Below are 16,001 nucleotides of genomic sequence, written 5' to 3' on the forward strand. Positions count from 1 at the left end.
CATTGCCTTCAGCACCTACCCGGTGTGTGGGTTGTCGCATCCAGTAGACACCCGTAGTTCCTGCCAGGCATAACCGGCTATGCCTGGCCATTCAACCGCACGTCGCATACAGTAGACCATTACCTTTCAGAACCTATCCGGTACGTGGGTTGTCGCCTACAGTAGACACCCGTTGTTCCTGCCCGGCAGAACCGGCGATGCCCGGCCATTTAACCGGGCATCGAATACAATAGACTATTGCCTGTCAGCACGTACCGGTGCGTGGGTTGGCGTATGCAGTAGACACCAGAGTTGTTCGTAACCTGCATAACCGGCAAGGATCGGCTATTTCAGCGCACGTCGCATACAGTAGACCATTGCCTTCAACATCGGTCCGGTGTCTCGCTTGTCGCATCCAGTAGACACCCGTTGTTCATACCTGGCAGAACCAGTGATTCTCGGCCATTTAACCGGGCGTCGAATACAGTAGACCATTGCCTGTCAGCACCTACCGGTGCGTGGCTTGGCGTATACAGTAGACACCAGTTGTTCATAACCTGCATAACCGGCGAGGAACGGCCATTTAACGGCACGTCGAATACAGTAGACCGTTCTCCCACTAGCGCATATCCACTTGAGTTGGCCGTCGCATACAGTAGACACGAATAGGTAGCCTCCAGCACTGATCAACCATAGCCCGGTATCGCATACAATAGACCTTCCCCTATTTGGGCATAACCGATATGCGGTGATTGTCGCATACAGTAGACATAGATTCTTAGCCACAGGCTTAACAGGGATCATCGTGACGTAAACGTCTTCAGCAAGCAGTTCGAGCAAAATTCTTAAGCTCCTTCCACTAATAGCCGCCCTATCTCAAACACCGCAGCTGAACGCCCCGACTTAACCGCTTCGACTTTATGATCGTCAACAAACCAGTGATTACCGTCCGTTCGGACCAGCTCAAACAGCCAGGACATATCGTAAACGTGCTCAGGGATTAGCGTCCCTTCTCCGGCCAGAATGCCAGCCGTTATTGAATGATTTCCGCCACCCACAAAGCCAATACGCCAGGGCAACCATAGCTCAACATAATGATTGCTATTATCCTGCTTCCACGGCTTCCCCTTATAGCTTCCAATACGTGAAACGTTATTGATAAAGCGTTGTAGGCTCCAAGGCCACGGCAGCACCATATCACTTGCCAGTGACAACGGGTAATCAGCGCCGTCCATCTCATGTTCTTTCATCTTTTCATACGATTTCACATGGATAAGCCCTTCAAAGAAGAACTTTTCAGGGGTCATATTTGGTCGGGCATCTGTTCCTTCCTCGGCTACCGCCAGCAAGAAATCACTCTGTACTGGTCGCACGATAGCGCGAATGAGATCAGGCAGCGTCATGACAGGTAATTTCTCGGCCACCGAAAGCAGGTGATCGAAGCGCTTTTTTTCATTGCCGGTTGCTGCTTTCTCTTTCTTTTTTTGGTTCCAGAACATCACTTGCCGTGCCCTCCTTATCGTGATGATGATTTTCATGCTCATGCTGCGGTAGTTCTACATAGCGCACATGTACTTCATACGTGGTGTAGTTATGCATGCCGCTATAATCCGGGTCTACGTCAGAACTCCTCTCATCGTCCTTGTAGAACAGCAAACGTATACCGGTGTCCGGTTGTGACGCATGTCGCATACTGTAGACAATATGCGATCGCAATCATTAAAACGCCCCTGTTCTGTAGCCATGGCAGTATTGAAATACGATAGGCCATTATCCACCAGCTCATACCCTATAGCGTGAATGGCCGCATACAGTAGACATATACAATACACCACCGATAAATGCGGACCTGATCGAACATTCAACCGGGTGCCGCATACAGTAGATCGTCACCCGGCAGCACACCCCAGATTGAGATACTTGTAGCGTACAATAGACATCTGTCTTTAACGGCCACCTGCTTTTACCAACAGCATTCAAATATCGCATACAGTAGACATTTGTATTCCGTAGGGCTAATCGCGGTTCGCATGTCGCGTACAGTAGACTTTCTACCAGACGAATTTACAAAACAGGCAACAGAAGACAAGCTCATGCATCATGGCAAAAAAGAAAAGTTACTTTCCTTCTTAGGAACCTGATGTGAAATTCACCGGCAGTTTCAGCTGAGCCACTACGTTTTCAAAAACTTTCACTGAAGTTGGAAGGTGTTACGACATGTCAGCGTTACTTTTGGTGTGTTTAACGTACAATCCGATAGCACTTTGTAGAGAACAATCCCCGGGTTCGACTGAAGAGGGCCCGTAAGCCCCCTCAGAGCGATTGTCGGAGGACTTTCTACTTCAGGGAGGGATTTCTCTTGATGATTTGAAACGCTATCTTGTTGCCTTCCTTAAGCTCCTGGTATTCAAGGTATCCAATGTCCTCCAGTTGCTTAAGTGCTTTTCTTACCGTTGAATTCTGAAGAGCGGGTCTGGAAGTGAGGGACAAACGCTTCCTGAACCTCTCAATGCTGACAGGGATCGGATTAGGTGGCAGAGCCTCAATGAACGTATAAAGGGCCTGGGCTGACTCTTTCCTTGCAAGGGCTTTAAGGGCTCTCAGCTTAAGCAGGATCTTGTATTCACCAACATACAGATCCTTAAGCGTTTTCGACGGAGTGAGGATAACTTTGTCATTACCAATGTCCACGGTTGACTCACCAATGAGCTGAACAAATTTAGTGACTTCAATGTTTGTGCCTCTGTCCTTGGAGAATTCAACAACATTAGACATCAGTTTCCTGAGCGAATCTTTGATTTTTTCCCGAAATTCAGCCTTCAGACGTCCACGAGAAAAACCACATCGCATAGCAAACTCAGTAAATCGGATCGAGATAGTCCCATCCTCGTTAGACTCGAGTTCATTATCGGTCAGTACCGATATGATTCCTGTCCAAACCTTGAAATCCGTATCCATGTCTAGCCTTGGACCTGAAATGGTAATCCTTTCAAACCCTTCGGATTTGGCTAGCTCCAGATGCCTAAGATCGTCTGACGCGTTGATGTTTGATCCGACATTGCTTTTCTTAGCGATCGCTTTATTCGTCGACTTTAATGTTGGAACAAAGACCCCCAAACGCATCAGAGGAACTGTCTGTACACTGGTCTCCGATGTGGAAGAAAGTGTGATAACTTCACCAGTAGTCTGATTTATTTCTTCTACATTTAGGTATGACTCATTGATTTTGTTAGACATTTCCCTTAACCCCTAAGTTTTGAATAACCATCAAAAATATAGCATACAGTAGACACTTTTATAGCGCACAATAGACAATATATAGCATTCAGTAGACTGTTTGTAGATTACAGTAGACATTTCGTAGCATACAATAGACACCGATCACCTTCCAAGCCAAGCGGCACAGGGCCTCCAGCGATCCGGGATCTTTTTGGTACTCTCTGGATCCTTTATGGATCAGTTATTGGATCTATCCTGTGGAAAACCTACTGCGGAGAAACTGCTTTACTATCTACATCCTCGGCTTAGGAAAAGATACCGGACGCAGATTGAGAAGATCACTTATTGGGATCATGAGTGAGAAACCAATCATGGAAAGCTCTCTCGCGATCAAACTCTGGTAAGTTATGTATAGACACGTTCCAGTTCGCGATTTTAACTATGAAGCTAATGTATTCCTGCTCCGCCTCATTCAGTCCTCCCTCTCCCCTTTTACTGATGTGATAATCGTACCAACGTTCATACGCGGGTACGTTTATAGATTCCCAGGAATCCAGCATCCTCGGTGCATAGGATACCAGTTCATCAAAAACGGTACTCCCTGAAGGTATATCCGGCCGGGTAAGTTTAGCGAGTATTTCTATTGTCCATCGTAAATGTTGCCATTGCTGTGCAGGTGCCAGAGGCAACGAATTCATATTCATGGGTAGATCTACCGGAATCATAGAAAGCAGCTGGTTGCCGCTGGCATTCAGGTGGCGTTTGTACTGATGTAAAGTATGTGGTGGTGCTGTCTGCATTAAGGGATGGTAGATCCACCGCTTGGCTTCATCTGAGGTGAAAAGTAACTTTTCTATCGCATCCATCATCTTTATGCCTTCCCCATTCTCACGATATGGAGCGATGATACTTTCAATCCGAACGGCATCGATCTCCACCAGCGCCAGCTGGTCTGTTTGCGCTAACAGGTCTGGATTTGGCTGGATATCCTCCGACGTATCATTAATAAATATCCCGATTGTCGTATCGTTACATATCCCTGTGAGGTCAGCATTAAGGCCACAAACAATCCCACCACCAGCGAGATTTTTGAGGTTAACTATCCCTTTCTCCTTACCCTGCAGAAGATGAGGGAGAGCAAGGTATTTTTTTTCCTGTATTTTCACCTTTATGTATTTTTTTATATGTTGTAGTGTGAGCTCACTACAAACCCCTTTTACTTCTGTGCTGTGGCTAAAATGCCATTTTTTATTTTGACCCTGTTTGGCAATCAGGGAGGTCCCACAGATGAGGCAGATACAGTTACACGAAAGCCCATTTTCAACGCTGGCGATATCAACAATTTTATTTGAATCCGTATCAAATCCAAACGGGATCCATTTTTGTGCATTACGTCGCATGTATATTCCTCGTTAAAAATGAGTAAAGGAATTCTACATCATCCGTTTTTATCAAACCTGGAATAACAGCGTCTAATTACATTATTCATATCTCATCGGGGATGAGATGCCACACGGAAGCAGGTATTTTGTCATAGTTTTTTTTCATGTAGATCTCAGCCCTGCGGTGATCATAAGCTCCGTTCAGGCTGGTTATCTTATTCATATCCCCACCTTCATCATTTAATTTATCCAGGATACGCTCAAACACTCGGTCAAGGGTTTCAGTCGTACTGCACTTTCTGAACTTCAGGAGATAGGTTTCTCTCAGGCTACTGTGCGCATTTGGGCTTTTCAACAACGACGCTCCGGGGCATGTTCAAAAACACTGGCTATTTTCGAAAACAGTAAACGAAGTTCCACGCACAGGCAAGAGAAGCCATTTGATTAATTCACGTTCTGCCTGGATTTGAAAAAAAACAATGTTACTATACTGGTTATAAAAACAGTATCAGTGAAAAGACATGAGATCTTCCCATGACAGATAAAACCAAACTGGTTGCTATCTCACGAACCGATGACATAAGTGCTCTGGATGCACTCAAGCTGTTGCGGTTTCGCCGGTACAATACGGCCAGAAGTCAGTTAAGGGTCACGAGTGTCTGGTCTGCATGGTGCGCCAGGCACGGTCTGACCCCCTTCCCGGTCACAGCGGTTGATGTCGAGCGCTATATTAATGGGCTGAATGGATCCGTTAAAATGGCGACTATCTCTCATTTTATTGCATGCCTTTCAAGCGTTAACAGCAGCCTGGGTTTTCCAGACTTCCGCAACGTTCTGATAAAAGCACTGGTTCAGGTATGGCGGGCGCGGGAGAATGAGAAAAAAATCGTCACCGGTCAGGCCCTTCCATTTCTTATATCCGATCTCAATATTCTTCGCCGGTCGCTGCATAAAAGCGACGACCTGAGAGACATACGGGACCTTGCAATGATATGGGTTGGGTTTGAAACCCTGCTGCGTAACGTGGAAATTCGAAGGATTAAAACCGGCGACCTGAAATGGCAAAATGACACGTCCTGTTACCTTCTGGATGTCATGCGGACCAAGACAAGCCTTTCAAGTAACCTGACATTTCAGCTCTCACCACAATGCAGTCAGCATGTCAGACGGTTGATTGAGACGGTGGAATACACCGATACCGAAACCTTCGGGCACCGTTTTCTTTTTCAGCCTGTAAACATCCATACGAACCGATATTTCCCGTCCACCAGCAGTAAGCTATCCCGGGGTAAATCCATAGACAGGATGCTGGTCAAAGCAGGATTCAGTGAGGGGTTACTGACGCAGTTACAGAATGAATCAAAGGTATCACGGGAAGATGTTGGAATGCTGTCCTCTAATTCACTGAACCAGGCATTTGCACGCCTCTGGGGGATTGCCGGGAAGGTCAGCGACAGTAACCGACAGTCCGGGCGGTACCGGACATGGACAGGACACAGTGTGCGTGTGGGGGGAGCCATAGAGCTGTTTAAGGCCGGGTACTCCCTGGAAAAGATTACCGAGATGGGGAACTGGTCTGATCCAAAGATGGTCTTCCGTTATATCCGTGGATATCTTGCCAGTGAAAAAGCCATGGTAAGCTTTATGCGTAATCATCTGGACGACATATAGATTTTACTGAGAGAAACGCCAGCACTCAGCAACATGTTTCTGAGCGCTGGTCACTTATGAACTTTTCAGATATTCAGTTCTTTCAAATCTGTCACAACAAAATCCCCTTTTCCTGAAAGACTGTCAAAATCATCGAGTGTAAATTCATGGGTGTGATACCAAATGACCCTGCATGTGGGGCAGGTAACAGGTAACAAATCTTCCGCTAACTTTTCGCTGTTATGGATAACCTCACCCATCTCGTTATGTTCGACAATATAACCACTTATGCAAAGGGTTTCGTACCCATGAGCACCGGTAACAATATGGGTTGCTGTTCTCTCACGAATTTCCCCATTAATTTTAATCTGCTCTCGAGTGGTAATCGTTCTTTTATTATTCATGAAAACTCCGGATGATATTTAAAAACGGCTGACATTGCTCCCTGCTTCGGAATAATTGTGAAGGCAGCCAGGAAACCTGAAAATATGTTACCCTGTGCCTGAATCAGTTCTGGTGCGTCTCACGAATGAAAATGAGAGGCGATATCATGGATTATCCTTTTTGAGCAGCTTTTTCTTCTTTTCTTTGTTTTTTTAATCTCCGTTTTGCCCGGAAATTTGCAACGGTATAGAGAGTGACAGATGCAATGAAATTCACCAGTGCAGCAAACTCTACTGCCAGATTGATCACGGCAGGTTTGACAGGAAGCCAGAGTGAGACAAGGAGAAGGAGGAACGATGTGATACACCGTAAGGCGTGTACATTAGAGCCTCCACTCTGGTTAATCATACCCGTACCGGAACAGATTTTGTTTGTCAGATAATTTAATCCGAATGCACAAACAGCAGTTACTAACAAGAAAATAGCGTAAGTCATTTTTCCTCCAGAGGCTTTAATCTTAATTTGACCACGTTAACCAGTTTCATTACTCCCGCCTCATCCGGTACGAAAATGTAACGACATCTCGGCCATGTCGCGTGTGTAAATATCTTACCAGCGGTGTTGATATTCAGAGGCATAAGCCTTTCAGTCTTACTCAACGGCATTTTCTCTATCGGGATCAACCCTGACTTAAAACTTTTTATCATTAAGTCGAGAGGGGTTTTACAATCTTTATTGCTCATCGTTTCTGCGTAACGGATCATCCCGGCAATCGTTACCTGTATCGTTCCTATATCAGATTCGAATTTCGGCAGCACCGGCCAGTAAGGAATTTCAAAATCCACACTGGTAAGCGCCTGTTCGTAACCCTGCTCATTTGTTTCTGCAACCGTTTTAAGGCCTGGAAACCGGGCGTGCATAAATTTGATAATCTTTACCACATTGGGCGTGCTGGCCTGACGCTGATATATCTCTGGCAGCCATGTGGACGTGGTGGCCCATGTCGTGGTGCATGCATAAGTTTTTTGCTCCATATGCCATAAAATAGAGGTGTCAGCCAGGAAGTGATGAACAGTCAACAGCTCGGCCAGCAGCCGATCTTCATCTGGATGTGTTATGGCATTTTTGAAACAGACCTGTACACGAAAACGTTCTTTTGCAGACAGAAAAGTGTTTCCCCTACTGACGGCCACTTTGTATAACCTCCTGGCCGGATCAGCTTCACAAATCCCGGTTAAAATCCGGCTCATTTTGACTCCCTGATGACTTCCACCAGCCCTATACGGGGCAGGACAGAACGATATTTTTCATTAAAATCGCCGCGCTTCTGCCTTTCACCTTTTACGTAATTTTTTAACGGATTAAACCGGCCCGGTTCGCTGAACAAAATTAATGGTAAAGGCGCGCGAAAGTTGAGTTTGTACGGCCCATGAACATCATCTGGATCTTCAGGACTGGTGTACCGGATATTGACGTTAACAGCCGGAAAGTTACTTTCCCGGATAAGCCGAAATTTTCTCAAATTTTCATCGTCATGACTCACTTCATCATTGAGCAACGACAGCATCATGATTTCTTCGGTTCGTTCCTGTTTCAGCCGTTCAACATCCTGTTTTGTCAGACTGATATCCGGCTGGAGCTCAGTTATCTCCCTGCGTAAGCGGTCGATAACCGTTTCCAGCCGGGTAAATTTATGAATGACAGGGATTTGCCAGGTGAACCCCAGGGAGCGAATTTGCTCAGTAACGATCCGGATATTACGGGACACCTGTAAAGTCACCAGCCACGGGTAAACCTGGTGCAGAATTTCTGACCGGGAGTCCTGGTAATGAGTGATAGCTTTTACAGCATCAGCAAATTTGTCACGAAGCCGGTTGATTTCACCCACCAGCGACATCACCTGATCATGATTGTTTCTGACCACAACGAACCCGGGGTATTTTCGGGTGATTTTGGTTGAATAATGCTCATCCCTGACATGGACTTTATCAACCCGCTGCTGCCGGTAAATATCCACCAGGGTGTCGACGTCGGGTACCGAATGAGTCACATTGATTTCCTGTGGCGGATTCAACTCCTCAACACTACGGGGCTCCGGGAGCGATGCAAGGTAAGATGAGCCGATATCGCTGTGACGGAGTAAACTGTGCAGCTCACCGAGTTTGCGTAGTTGCTCTTCGTTGTAATGGGCAAAGTCAGTATTCATATCGTCTCCCGTATCGTATTCCTGAACGTGCGACGGTAATCGTTAAACAAACTCTGGTAAAGACTTAAACGTCAGCCATACAGGCTGGCGTCGCCCGTCCCGGCATACTCTGACGAGGCGATAACGGTTTTTCTCCATCGTGACCAGCCAGTACCCATCGGAGACAGGGCGGTCGAGAGTGACCAGTTTTAACCCGTAAAAACCCATCGAGGTAAACAGACGCCCTTCCCGCTCCCGGAAAGAGACCGTAAAGGACGGGAACAGAAGCCAGAATGCAGTGAAGAAAACATACCAGGTATACGGAACAGTCAGTTGTAGAATTTCATAGTTCCTGACGGTAGCTGTGACCAGGCCAAGGCTGAATACAGCAGCAATGCAGGCATATACTTTGAAAGACGCGCTATCGGAGTTTTTCCAGGTAATACCACTAATACAATGCACTTTGCTCATCGCCTTGCCTCAATGTAGTTGTCTGCGCACTTTCATCCGGGGAAGAATTTCTTTCTCCCACAGAGACCTTGCATTCCCATGCCCCCCCAGGAGTTGCATAGCACAAACCCTGTTAAACAAAGTTACTTCTTTCCTGATTGCCTGGGTTTGGCTGTCTGTGAGCTCAATGCATTCCGGTACCAGCTGCATAACACCGTTCATCATTTCGGCCTTTATGAGGCCTGGACCGTCTTTTGGGTCGGCCTCACAGGATTCCTTTACATTAAACCCGAATGAACAAAGAAGCTGGCCCTGTGCCTTAGGCCCCATCTGGACCCCCCGGCTATCGACGGTAAAGCGGACGATCGCGTAATCCCCTCCCTGATCGCTGGTTATGTTTCTTACCAGCATGCTGACCGGAGTCATATGAAGCCAGCTGTAGATACCCAAAACAATTTCTTCTTTTAAAATCATATTCAATTTACTGGTTCTCATTTTCTAATTTATGAATATGAAAACATAAAAAAAAGCTCTGTAAAGCCCTAATCTGTAGAAAGCAAAGGTTTGGTGGCTTTTAACTTGTACTCAATAAAAATTCCGGCTGCATCTGCAGCTGTTATTTCAGACAATATGGCATCAATGATTTCCGGCTCCGTGATGTTATTGAACCCCTGCTTACGAACCATCTCTTTAACGCACTCAAAACGTCGGGCTGTTGCCGGGTCGATGACAAATGTATTTAGATGCACATCTTCGCATACGCCAGACGTCTCATTTAGTTTCATGTTCACTCTCCAGATCAGGGATGAAGTCAAAGTTGTACGCAATTGCTTTTTCAGGTGAATCACCCGCGATAAGTTTTAACCATGAGTAAGAGTCTTGCTGATTAAGAAAAATAACGAGATAACCTTCGTCAGCACTGTTTCGCTTCTTAATAAATTCAATCTCAGTATCCATGCCAAAACCAAATGGGCCATGTATTACGCGCGACTGTTCTGGAAGCATTGAGCTGAACATTGATACCACGACATCCCTCAACTCTAAATTTTGGTGAGCAATGAAAGCAACTCTTTTACCCTCCTTAACAGAAGCTACAATTCGTTTAACACTCGACTTGACGTTATACTGAAGTGGTTTACTGAATTTGGCCACCTGAACAGAGGTGATATGCTCACCTCAGAACAACACAGGTGTCATAATGAAAAAAAGAAATTTCAGCGCAGAGTTTAAACGCGAATCCGCTCAACTGGTCGTTGACCAGAACTACACCGAGGCAGATACAGCCAGCGCTATGGATGTCGGCCTTTCCACAATGACGCGATGGGTGAAACAATTACGTGATGAGCGGCAGGGAAAAACACCAAAAGCCTCCCCTATTACCCCGGAACAGATTGAAATACGTGAGCTGAAGAAAAAGCTACAACGCATTGAAATGGAAAACGACATATTAAAAAAGGCTACCGCGCTCTTGATGTCAGACTCCCTGAACAGTTCTCGATAATCGGGAAACTCAGGGCGCGTTATCCTGTGGCCACTCTCTGCCATGTGTTCGGGGTTCATCGCAGCAGCTACAAATACTGGAAAAACCGTCCTGAAAAGCCAGACGGCAGACGGGCTGTATTACGCAGTCAGGTACTTGAACTGCATGGCATCAGCCACGGCTCTGCTGGCGCAAGAAGTATCGCCATCATGGCAACCCTGAGAGACTTCAAAATGGGACGCTGGCTTGCTGGCAGGCTTATGAAAGAACTGGGGCTGGTGAGTTGTCAGCAGCCTACCCACCGGTATAAACGTGGTGGTCATGAACACATCGTTATCCCGAATCACCTTGAGCGACAGTTCGCAGTGACAGAACCTACCAAGTGTGGTGCGGCGATGTGACGTATATCTGGACAGGTAAACGCTGGGCGTACCTCGCCGTTGTTCTCGATATGTTCGCAAGGAAACCGGTGGGCTGGGCAATGTCATTCTCGCCGGACAGCAAGCTGACCATCAAAGCGCTGGAAATGGCGTGGGAAGCTCGCGGTAAACCAGCCGGAGTGATGTTCCATAGTGACAGTAATAATGCCGATATCAGTCTTTACCACCACTTAGTTTGCCGTTTAACCAGATTGGTGTGATTACTGATGCAGTGAAGACCTTCCCGCATCCTGACTCACACAGCGATCGACCTTTTGTGTCCTGCCCTGGACCCGTCGGTTGCCGGAAGCGCCTTCATGCGAGGCATCTCCTCACCGATGCGCGTGACTCAAGAAGGGCCTGACGGCTTGTCTCGTTACTGTCCTGTCCGGGTTATCTGTCTGGAGATTCAACTCTGTTTCCTCACAGGAGCTCTGTCATGGTTGATAAAGTTACCGAAGCTGCCGTTGTGGGTGGCATGGATACACATAAAGATTTGCACGTTGCCGCTGTCGTAGATCAGAACAATAAAGTCCTTGGGACTCAGTATTTCTCCACAACACGACAAGGTTACCGGCAGATGCTGGCATGGATGACCTCGTTTGGGACATTAAAGCGAATTGGTGTTGAGTGCACAGGTACCTATGGTTCCGGTTTGCTTCGTTATTTTCAGAACGCCGGGTTAGAAGTTCTTGAGGTGACTGCTCCAGACCGGATGGAGCGACGCAAACGGGGTAAAAGAGACACAATTGATGCTGAATGTGCCGCTCATGCAGCATTCTCAGGCATCAGGACAGTTACTCCCAAAACGCGTGATGGCATGATTGAGTCCCTGCGGGTATTAAAAACTTGCCGAAAAACAGCAATATCAGCCCGCAGAGTCGCTCTCCAGATTATCCATTCAAATATTATCTCTGCCCCGGATGAATTACGTGAACAGCTCAGAAATATGACGCGCATGCAGCTCATCAGGACCCTGGGTTCCTGGAGACCTGATGCCAGTAAATACCGCAATGTAACCAACGTTTATCGCATTTCATTAAAGTCCCTTGCCCGACGCTATCTCGAGTTACATGACGAAATCGCTGATCTGGATGTCATGATTGCGGCAATTGTCGACGAGTTGGCACCTGAGCTGATTAAACGTAATGCTATCGGATACGAAAGCGCTTCACAGTTGCTGATCACTGCCGGAGACAATCCTCAACGGTTAAGATCAGAATCAGGATTTGCGGCACTGTGTGGTGTCAGCCCGGTCCCCGTTTCTTCTGGAAAAACGAACCGTTACCGACTTAATCGTGGTGGAGATCGTGCTGCAAATAGTGCACTTCACATCATCGCCATCGGACGCTTACGAACTGACGCAAAAACAAAGGAATATGTCGCCAGGCGTGTAGCCGAAGGACATACAAAAATGGAAGCGATACGCTGTCTAAAGCGATATATCTCCCGCGAAGTTTACACGTTACTGCGCAATCAAAACAGGCGGATCAACAGTATCCCGATAACAGCTTGACTCTTAGAAGGGCGTCCAAGGCAGCCATTATACGAGCAGGCAGTTCCGGCAGTTACTGTGGCGATACCGGATCAGGCAGAGTATGAGTCGGCGTGGAAACTGCTGGGATAACAGCCCAATGGAGCGCTTCTTCAGGAGTCTGAAGAACGAATGGGTGCCGGCGACGGGCTATGTAAGCTTCAGCGATGCAGCTCACGCAATAACGGACTATATAGTTGGATATTACAGCGCACTAAGACCGCACGAATATAATGGTGGGTTACCGCCAAACGAATCAGAAAACCGATACTGGAAAAACTCTAACGCGGTGGCCAGTTTTTGTTGACCACTTCAGGCCAAACTCAGGCCGTTCATGGACTATATCGACATGCGTCTGGCTGAGAATGTCTGGAACGGCGAGGTCATCCTCGCGGAAATCAAAGCGATGGGTTATACCGGCGGACGCTCCATGTTGCGTTACTACATCCAGCCAAAACGTAAGATGCGGCCATCGAAGAAAACGGTTCGCTTCGAAACTCAGCCCGGTTACCAGCTCCAGCATGACTGGGGAGAAGTTGAGGCTGAGGTTGCCGGGCAACGATGCAGGGTTAACTTCGCGGTTAACACGCTGGGGTTCTCACGTCGCTTCCATGTCTTCGCGGCACCAAAGCAGGATGCTGAACATACCTATGAGTCACTGGTCCGCGCCTTCCGCTACTTCGGCGGCAGCGTGAAAACCGTGCTGGTCGATAATCAGAAAGCCGCAGTGCTGAAAAATAACAACGGGAAGATGGTGTTCAACTCCGGGTTCCTGCTGCTGGCCGATCACTATGGCTTCCTGCCACGGGCATGCCGTCCACGAAGGGCCAGAACCAAAGGTAAGGTGGAGCGGATGGTGAAATACCTCAAGGAGAACTTCTTCGTCCGGTACCGCCGGTTCGACAGCTTCGCCCAGGTTAATCAGCTACTGGAGCAGTGGATGGCTGACGTTGCCGACAGGCGGGAACTTCGCCAGTTCAGGCAGACACCGGAACAGCGCTTCACGCAGGAACAGGAGCATCTGCAGCCGTTGCCGGATACGGACTTCGATACCAGCTACTTCGATATCCGTCATGTCTCCTGGGATGGCTATATCGAGGTTGGCGGAAACCGTTACAGCGTGCCGGAAAGCCTGTGTGGCCAGCCGGTATCAATACGGATTTCGCTGGATGATGAACTGCGGATCTACAGTAATGAGCAGCAGATGGCATCGCACCGTCTCTGTTCGGCTGCATCCGGCTGGCAGACCGTGCCGGAGCATCACGCCCCGCTCTGGCAGCAGGTCAGTCAGGTGGAACCCGAAATCTGATTTATTCAACAAAGCCGCACCAAATCATCACTCGAAGATATTCAGGCATGGTACATCCGCGGCAAGCCCCTAATTTGTACTGAGGGGCAAAGTGAAAAAAGTTACTTTTTGTTGAAACGACAGTTAGCAATAACCCCCGCTTGCGGGGGCCATACCCACCAGGAGCAAACGCAGAAAGCCCGAGATACTTCTGCTGTACCGGGGGCTGGCGACATTTCAGGCAACACTCATAGTTGACATCCTCCCCGCCCTAAAGGGCGGGGAGGATGTCAATAATAGCAGACCACATCATGATGTCATTCTGACCGACAGATGCCAGAAGCAGAGGATCCATCCCATTTTATACCTACCTTATAACACTTAGAAAAACAACATGTTAAAAATGTTTATTGGAAACAATTTTATTTCCAATTGTAATGATAACCATTCTCATATTAATATGGCTACGTGATAATTAACTTTTGATGCACTCCGCATGTCTGACCGTGCCACTACCACAGCTTCCTTAACGTTCGAGTCGCTTTATGGCACCCATCACGGCTGGTTGAAAAGTTGGCTGACGCGCAAACTCCAGTCTGCCTTTGATGCAGATGACATTGCCCAGGACACTTTTTTGCGGGTAATGAGCAGCGAAACGCTCTCGACGATCCGCGATCCTCGCTCTTTCCTGTGCACTATCGCCAAACGCGTGATGGTGGACCTGTTTCGCCGAAACGCGCTGGAAAAAGCGTATCTGGAGATGCTGGCGCTTATGCCGGAGGGGGTAGCGCCTTCACCTGAGGAACGCGAAAGCCAGCTCGAGACCCTACAACTCGTCGACAGCATGCTGGACGGGCTAAACGGAAAAACACGTGAAGCGTTTCTGCTTTCGCAACTGGATGGCCTGACATACAGCGAGATTGCGCACAAACTCGGTGTTTCCGTCAGCTCCGTGAAAAAATACGTGGCGAAAGCCGTCGAGCACTGCCTGCTGTTTCGTCTGGAGCATGGGTTATGAATCCTTCGTTAACCGATTCCCGCCGTCAGGCGCTGCGTTCAGCTTCCCACTGGTATGCCGTGCTAAGCGGCGAGCGCGTCAGCCCACAACAGGAAGCGCGCTGGCAACAGTGGTATGAACAGGATCAGGATAACCAGTGGGCCTGGCAGCAGGTTGAAAACCTGCGCAACCAGCTTGGCGGTGTGCCTGGCGACGTTGCCAGCCGGGCGCTGCACGATACCCGCCTCACCCGCCGTCACGTGATGAAAGGATTACTGCTGTTGCTCGGCGCTGGCGGAGGCTGGCAACTCTGGCAGTCGGAAACCGGCGAAGGTCTGCGGGCAGATTACCGCACCGCCAAAGGCGCAGTCAGCCGTCAGCAACTGGAAGATGGCTCCCTGCTCACGCTGAATACCCAAAGCGCGGCGGATGTGCGTTATGATGCGCATCAGCGCACCGTCCGGCTCTGGTACGGTGAAATCGCCATTACTACCGCGAAAGATGCGCAGCAACGCCCCTTCCGCGTCCTGACCCGTCAGGGCCAACTCACCGCTTTAGGGACAGAATTTACCGTCCGCCAGCAGGATAATTTCACGCAGCTTGACGTGCAGCAGCACGCCGTGGAAGTGCTTCTCGCCAGTGCCCCCGCGCAAAAACGCATCGTGAACGCTGGTGAAAGCCTGCAGTTCAGCGCCTCTGAGTTTGGCGCAGTGAAACCGCTGGATGACGAGAGTACAAGCTGGACGAAGGGCATCCTGAGCTTCAGCGATAAACCGCTGGGTGAGGTGATAGCCACGCTAAGCCGTTACCGCAACGGCGTTCTGCGCTGCGATCCCGCCGTTGCCGGGCTGCGCCTGAGCGGGACGTTCCCGCTGAAAAATACCGATGCGATCCTGAACGTTATCGCTCAAACGCTTCCCGTTAAAATTCAGTCTATTACGCGGTACTGGATAAACATTTCACCGCTGTAAGAAAAATATTTCTCATTTCGATTGTCCTTTTTACCCTTCTCGTTCGACTCATAGCTGAACACA

General features: G+C 48.3%; 16 protein-coding genes and 3 pseudogenes. 7 read left to right on the forward strand and 12 right to left on the reverse strand.

What is annotated here, in order from left to right; genetic code table 11:
* Positions 1–824 precede the first annotated feature (824 nt).
* From RRF55_RS24505 to RRF55_RS24520, 4 genes are all read right to left on the reverse strand, one after another.
* The gene (locus RRF55_RS24505) at positions 825–1,481 is read right to left on the reverse strand and encodes a DUF6710 family protein (RefSeq protein WP_023287188.1); all 657 of its coding nucleotides are present in this window, start codon (positions 1,479–1,481) and stop codon (positions 825–827) included.
* A gap of 835 nt (positions 1,482–2,316) precedes the next feature.
* Positions 2,317–3,216 (reverse strand): RepB family plasmid replication initiator protein, encoded by a 900-nt coding sequence (locus RRF55_RS24510; RefSeq protein WP_004026560.1) that lies wholly within the window; start codon positions 3,214–3,216, stop codon positions 2,317–2,319.
* Between the two features lie 320 nt (positions 3,217–3,536).
* Positions 3,537–4,598 carry a hypothetical protein gene (locus RRF55_RS24515; RefSeq protein ID WP_045372259.1) on the reverse strand — a complete coding sequence of 354 codons (1,062 nt, stop codon included), beginning with the start codon at positions 4,596–4,598 and terminating at the stop codon, positions 3,537–3,539.
* Between the two features lie 85 nt (positions 4,599–4,683).
* Positions 4,684–4,938: an Hha/YmoA family nucleoid-associated regulatory protein gene (locus tag RRF55_RS24520; RefSeq protein ID WP_023287185.1), complete on the reverse strand. Its 255-nt coding sequence runs from the start codon at positions 4,936–4,938 to the stop codon at positions 4,684–4,686.
* Between the two features lie 176 nt (positions 4,939–5,114).
* On the opposite strand from RRF55_RS24520, the gene RRF55_RS24525 reads away from it, so the two are divergent.
* Entirely contained in the window at positions 5,115–6,251 is a 1,137-nt protein-coding gene (locus RRF55_RS24525) for a tyrosine-type recombinase/integrase (protein ID WP_004186933.1), read from the forward strand.
* 65 nt (positions 6,252–6,316) lie between these two features.
* Here the strand turns inward: RRF55_RS24525 and RRF55_RS24530 are convergent, their stop codons facing one another.
* The 8 genes from RRF55_RS24530 to RRF55_RS24565 form a co-directional block, all read right to left on the reverse strand.
* The gene (locus RRF55_RS24530) at positions 6,317–6,634 is read right to left on the reverse strand and encodes a hypothetical protein (protein ID WP_004026552.1); all 318 of its coding nucleotides are present in this window, start codon (positions 6,632–6,634) and stop codon (positions 6,317–6,319) included.
* A gap of 151 nt (positions 6,635–6,785) precedes the next feature.
* Complete coding sequence (locus tag RRF55_RS24535) at positions 6,786–7,109, reverse strand: hypothetical protein (RefSeq protein ID WP_004186935.1); 324 nt, start codon at positions 7,107–7,109, stop codon at positions 6,786–6,788.
* Positions 7,106–7,864, reverse strand: a complete 759-nt coding sequence (locus RRF55_RS24540) for a hypothetical protein (protein ID WP_023287235.1) — start codon at positions 7,862–7,864, stop codon at positions 7,106–7,108. The genes RRF55_RS24535 and RRF55_RS24540 overlap by 4 nt, the downstream gene beginning before the upstream one ends.
* A complete protein-coding gene (locus RRF55_RS24545) occupies positions 7,861–8,820 on the reverse strand; it encodes a DNA replication terminus site-binding protein (RefSeq protein WP_014386528.1) in 960 nt (319 codons plus the stop codon). Before RRF55_RS24545 ends, RRF55_RS24540 begins: the two co-directional genes overlap by 4 nt.
* 42 nt (positions 8,821–8,862) lie before the next feature.
* On the reverse strand, positions 8,863–9,270 hold the full coding sequence (locus RRF55_RS24550; RefSeq protein WP_016946349.1) for a hypothetical protein: 408 nt from the start codon (positions 9,268–9,270) through the stop codon (positions 8,863–8,865).
* Positions 9,271–9,279: 9 nt separating this feature from the next.
* A complete protein-coding gene (locus RRF55_RS24555; RefSeq protein WP_023287236.1) occupies positions 9,280–9,744 on the reverse strand; it encodes a hypothetical protein in 465 nt (154 codons plus the stop codon).
* A gap of 47 nt (positions 9,745–9,791) precedes the next feature.
* Positions 9,792–10,034 (reverse strand): hypothetical protein, encoded by a 243-nt coding sequence (locus RRF55_RS24560; protein ID WP_004181763.1) that lies wholly within the window; start codon positions 10,032–10,034, stop codon positions 9,792–9,794.
* Entirely contained in the window at positions 10,021–10,266 is a 246-nt protein-coding gene (locus RRF55_RS24565) for a hypothetical protein (RefSeq protein ID WP_223856648.1), read from the reverse strand. The genes RRF55_RS24560 and RRF55_RS24565 overlap by 14 nt, the downstream gene beginning before the upstream one ends.
* A gap of 181 nt (positions 10,267–10,447) precedes the next feature.
* Between RRF55_RS24565 and RRF55_RS24570 the strand changes: the two are divergent.
* The 6 genes and pseudogenes from RRF55_RS24570 to fecR form a co-directional block, all read left to right on the forward strand.
* A pseudogene (locus RRF55_RS24570) lies at positions 10,448–11,315 on the forward strand (IS3 family transposase); the annotation flags it as partial.
* Positions 11,316–11,587: 272 nt separating this feature from the next.
* Entirely contained in the window at positions 11,588–12,664 is a 1,077-nt protein-coding gene (locus RRF55_RS24575) for an IS110 family transposase (RefSeq protein ID WP_439419184.1), read from the forward strand.
* 16 nt (positions 12,665–12,680) lie between these two features.
* A pseudogene (locus tag RRF55_RS24580) lies at positions 12,681–12,989 on the forward strand (integrase core domain-containing protein); the annotation flags it as partial.
* Between the two features lie 9 nt (positions 12,990–12,998).
* Positions 12,999–13,991 (forward strand): annotated as a pseudogene (gene istA / locus RRF55_RS24585) (IS21 family transposase); the annotation flags it as partial.
* Between the two features lie 475 nt (positions 13,992–14,466).
* On the forward strand, positions 14,467–14,988 hold the full coding sequence (gene fecI, locus RRF55_RS24590) for an RNA polymerase sigma factor FecI (protein WP_004118235.1): 522 nt from the start codon (positions 14,467–14,469) through the stop codon (positions 14,986–14,988).
* Complete coding sequence (gene fecR, locus RRF55_RS24595) at positions 14,985–15,938, forward strand: ferric citrate uptake sigma factor regulator FecR (RefSeq protein WP_017146590.1); 954 nt, start codon at positions 14,985–14,987, stop codon at positions 15,936–15,938. Before fecI ends, fecR begins: the two co-directional genes overlap by 4 nt.
* Positions 15,939–16,001: the final 63 nt, after the last annotated feature.

This window comes from Klebsiella sp. K47 (genome assembly GCF_051858335.1).
Classification (GTDB): Bacteria; Pseudomonadota; Gammaproteobacteria; order Enterobacterales; family Enterobacteriaceae; genus Klebsiella; species Klebsiella pneumoniae.

Coding starts and splice junctions, on each gene's coding strand:
- RRF55_RS24565 (WP_223856648.1), bottom strand. CDS start 10,266: ATGTTCAGCTCAATGCTTCCAGAACAGTCGCGCGTAATACATGGCCCA.
- RRF55_RS24555 (WP_023287236.1), bottom strand. CDS start 9,744: ATGAGAACCAGTAAATTGAATATGATTTTAAAAGAAGAAATTGTTTTG.
- fecI (WP_004118235.1), top strand. CDS start 14,467: ATGTCTGACCGTGCCACTACCACAGCTTCCTTAACGTTCGAGTCGCTT.
- RRF55_RS24530 (WP_004026552.1), bottom strand. CDS start 6,634: ATGAATAATAAAAGAACGATTACCACTCGAGAGCAGATTAAAATTAAT.
- RRF55_RS24510 (WP_004026560.1), bottom strand. CDS start 3,216: ATGTCTAACAAAATCAATGAGTCATACCTAAATGTAGAAGAAATAAAT.
- RRF55_RS24550 (WP_016946349.1), bottom strand. CDS start 9,270: ATGAGCAAAGTGCATTGTATTAGTGGTATTACCTGGAAAAACTCCGAT.
- RRF55_RS24540 (WP_023287235.1), bottom strand. CDS start 7,864: ATGAGCCGGATTTTAACCGGGATTTGTGAAGCTGATCCGGCCAGGAGG.
- RRF55_RS24525 (WP_004186933.1), top strand. CDS start 5,115: ATGACAGATAAAACCAAACTGGTTGCTATCTCACGAACCGATGACATA.
- RRF55_RS24545 (WP_014386528.1), bottom strand. CDS start 8,820: ATGAATACTGACTTTGCCCATTACAACGAAGAGCAACTACGCAAACTC.
- RRF55_RS24535 (WP_004186935.1), bottom strand. CDS start 7,109: ATGACTTACGCTATTTTCTTGTTAGTAACTGCTGTTTGTGCATTCGGA.
- RRF55_RS24515 (WP_045372259.1), bottom strand. CDS start 4,598: ATGCGACGTAATGCACAAAAATGGATCCCGTTTGGATTTGATACGGAT.
- RRF55_RS24575 (WP_439419184.1), top strand. CDS start 11,588: ATGGTTGATAAAGTTACCGAAGCTGCCGTTGTGGGTGGCATGGATACA.
- RRF55_RS24560 (WP_004181763.1), bottom strand. CDS start 10,034: ATGAAACTAAATGAGACGTCTGGCGTATGCGAAGATGTGCATCTAAAT.
- fecR (WP_017146590.1), top strand. CDS start 14,985: ATGAATCCTTCGTTAACCGATTCCCGCCGTCAGGCGCTGCGTTCAGCT.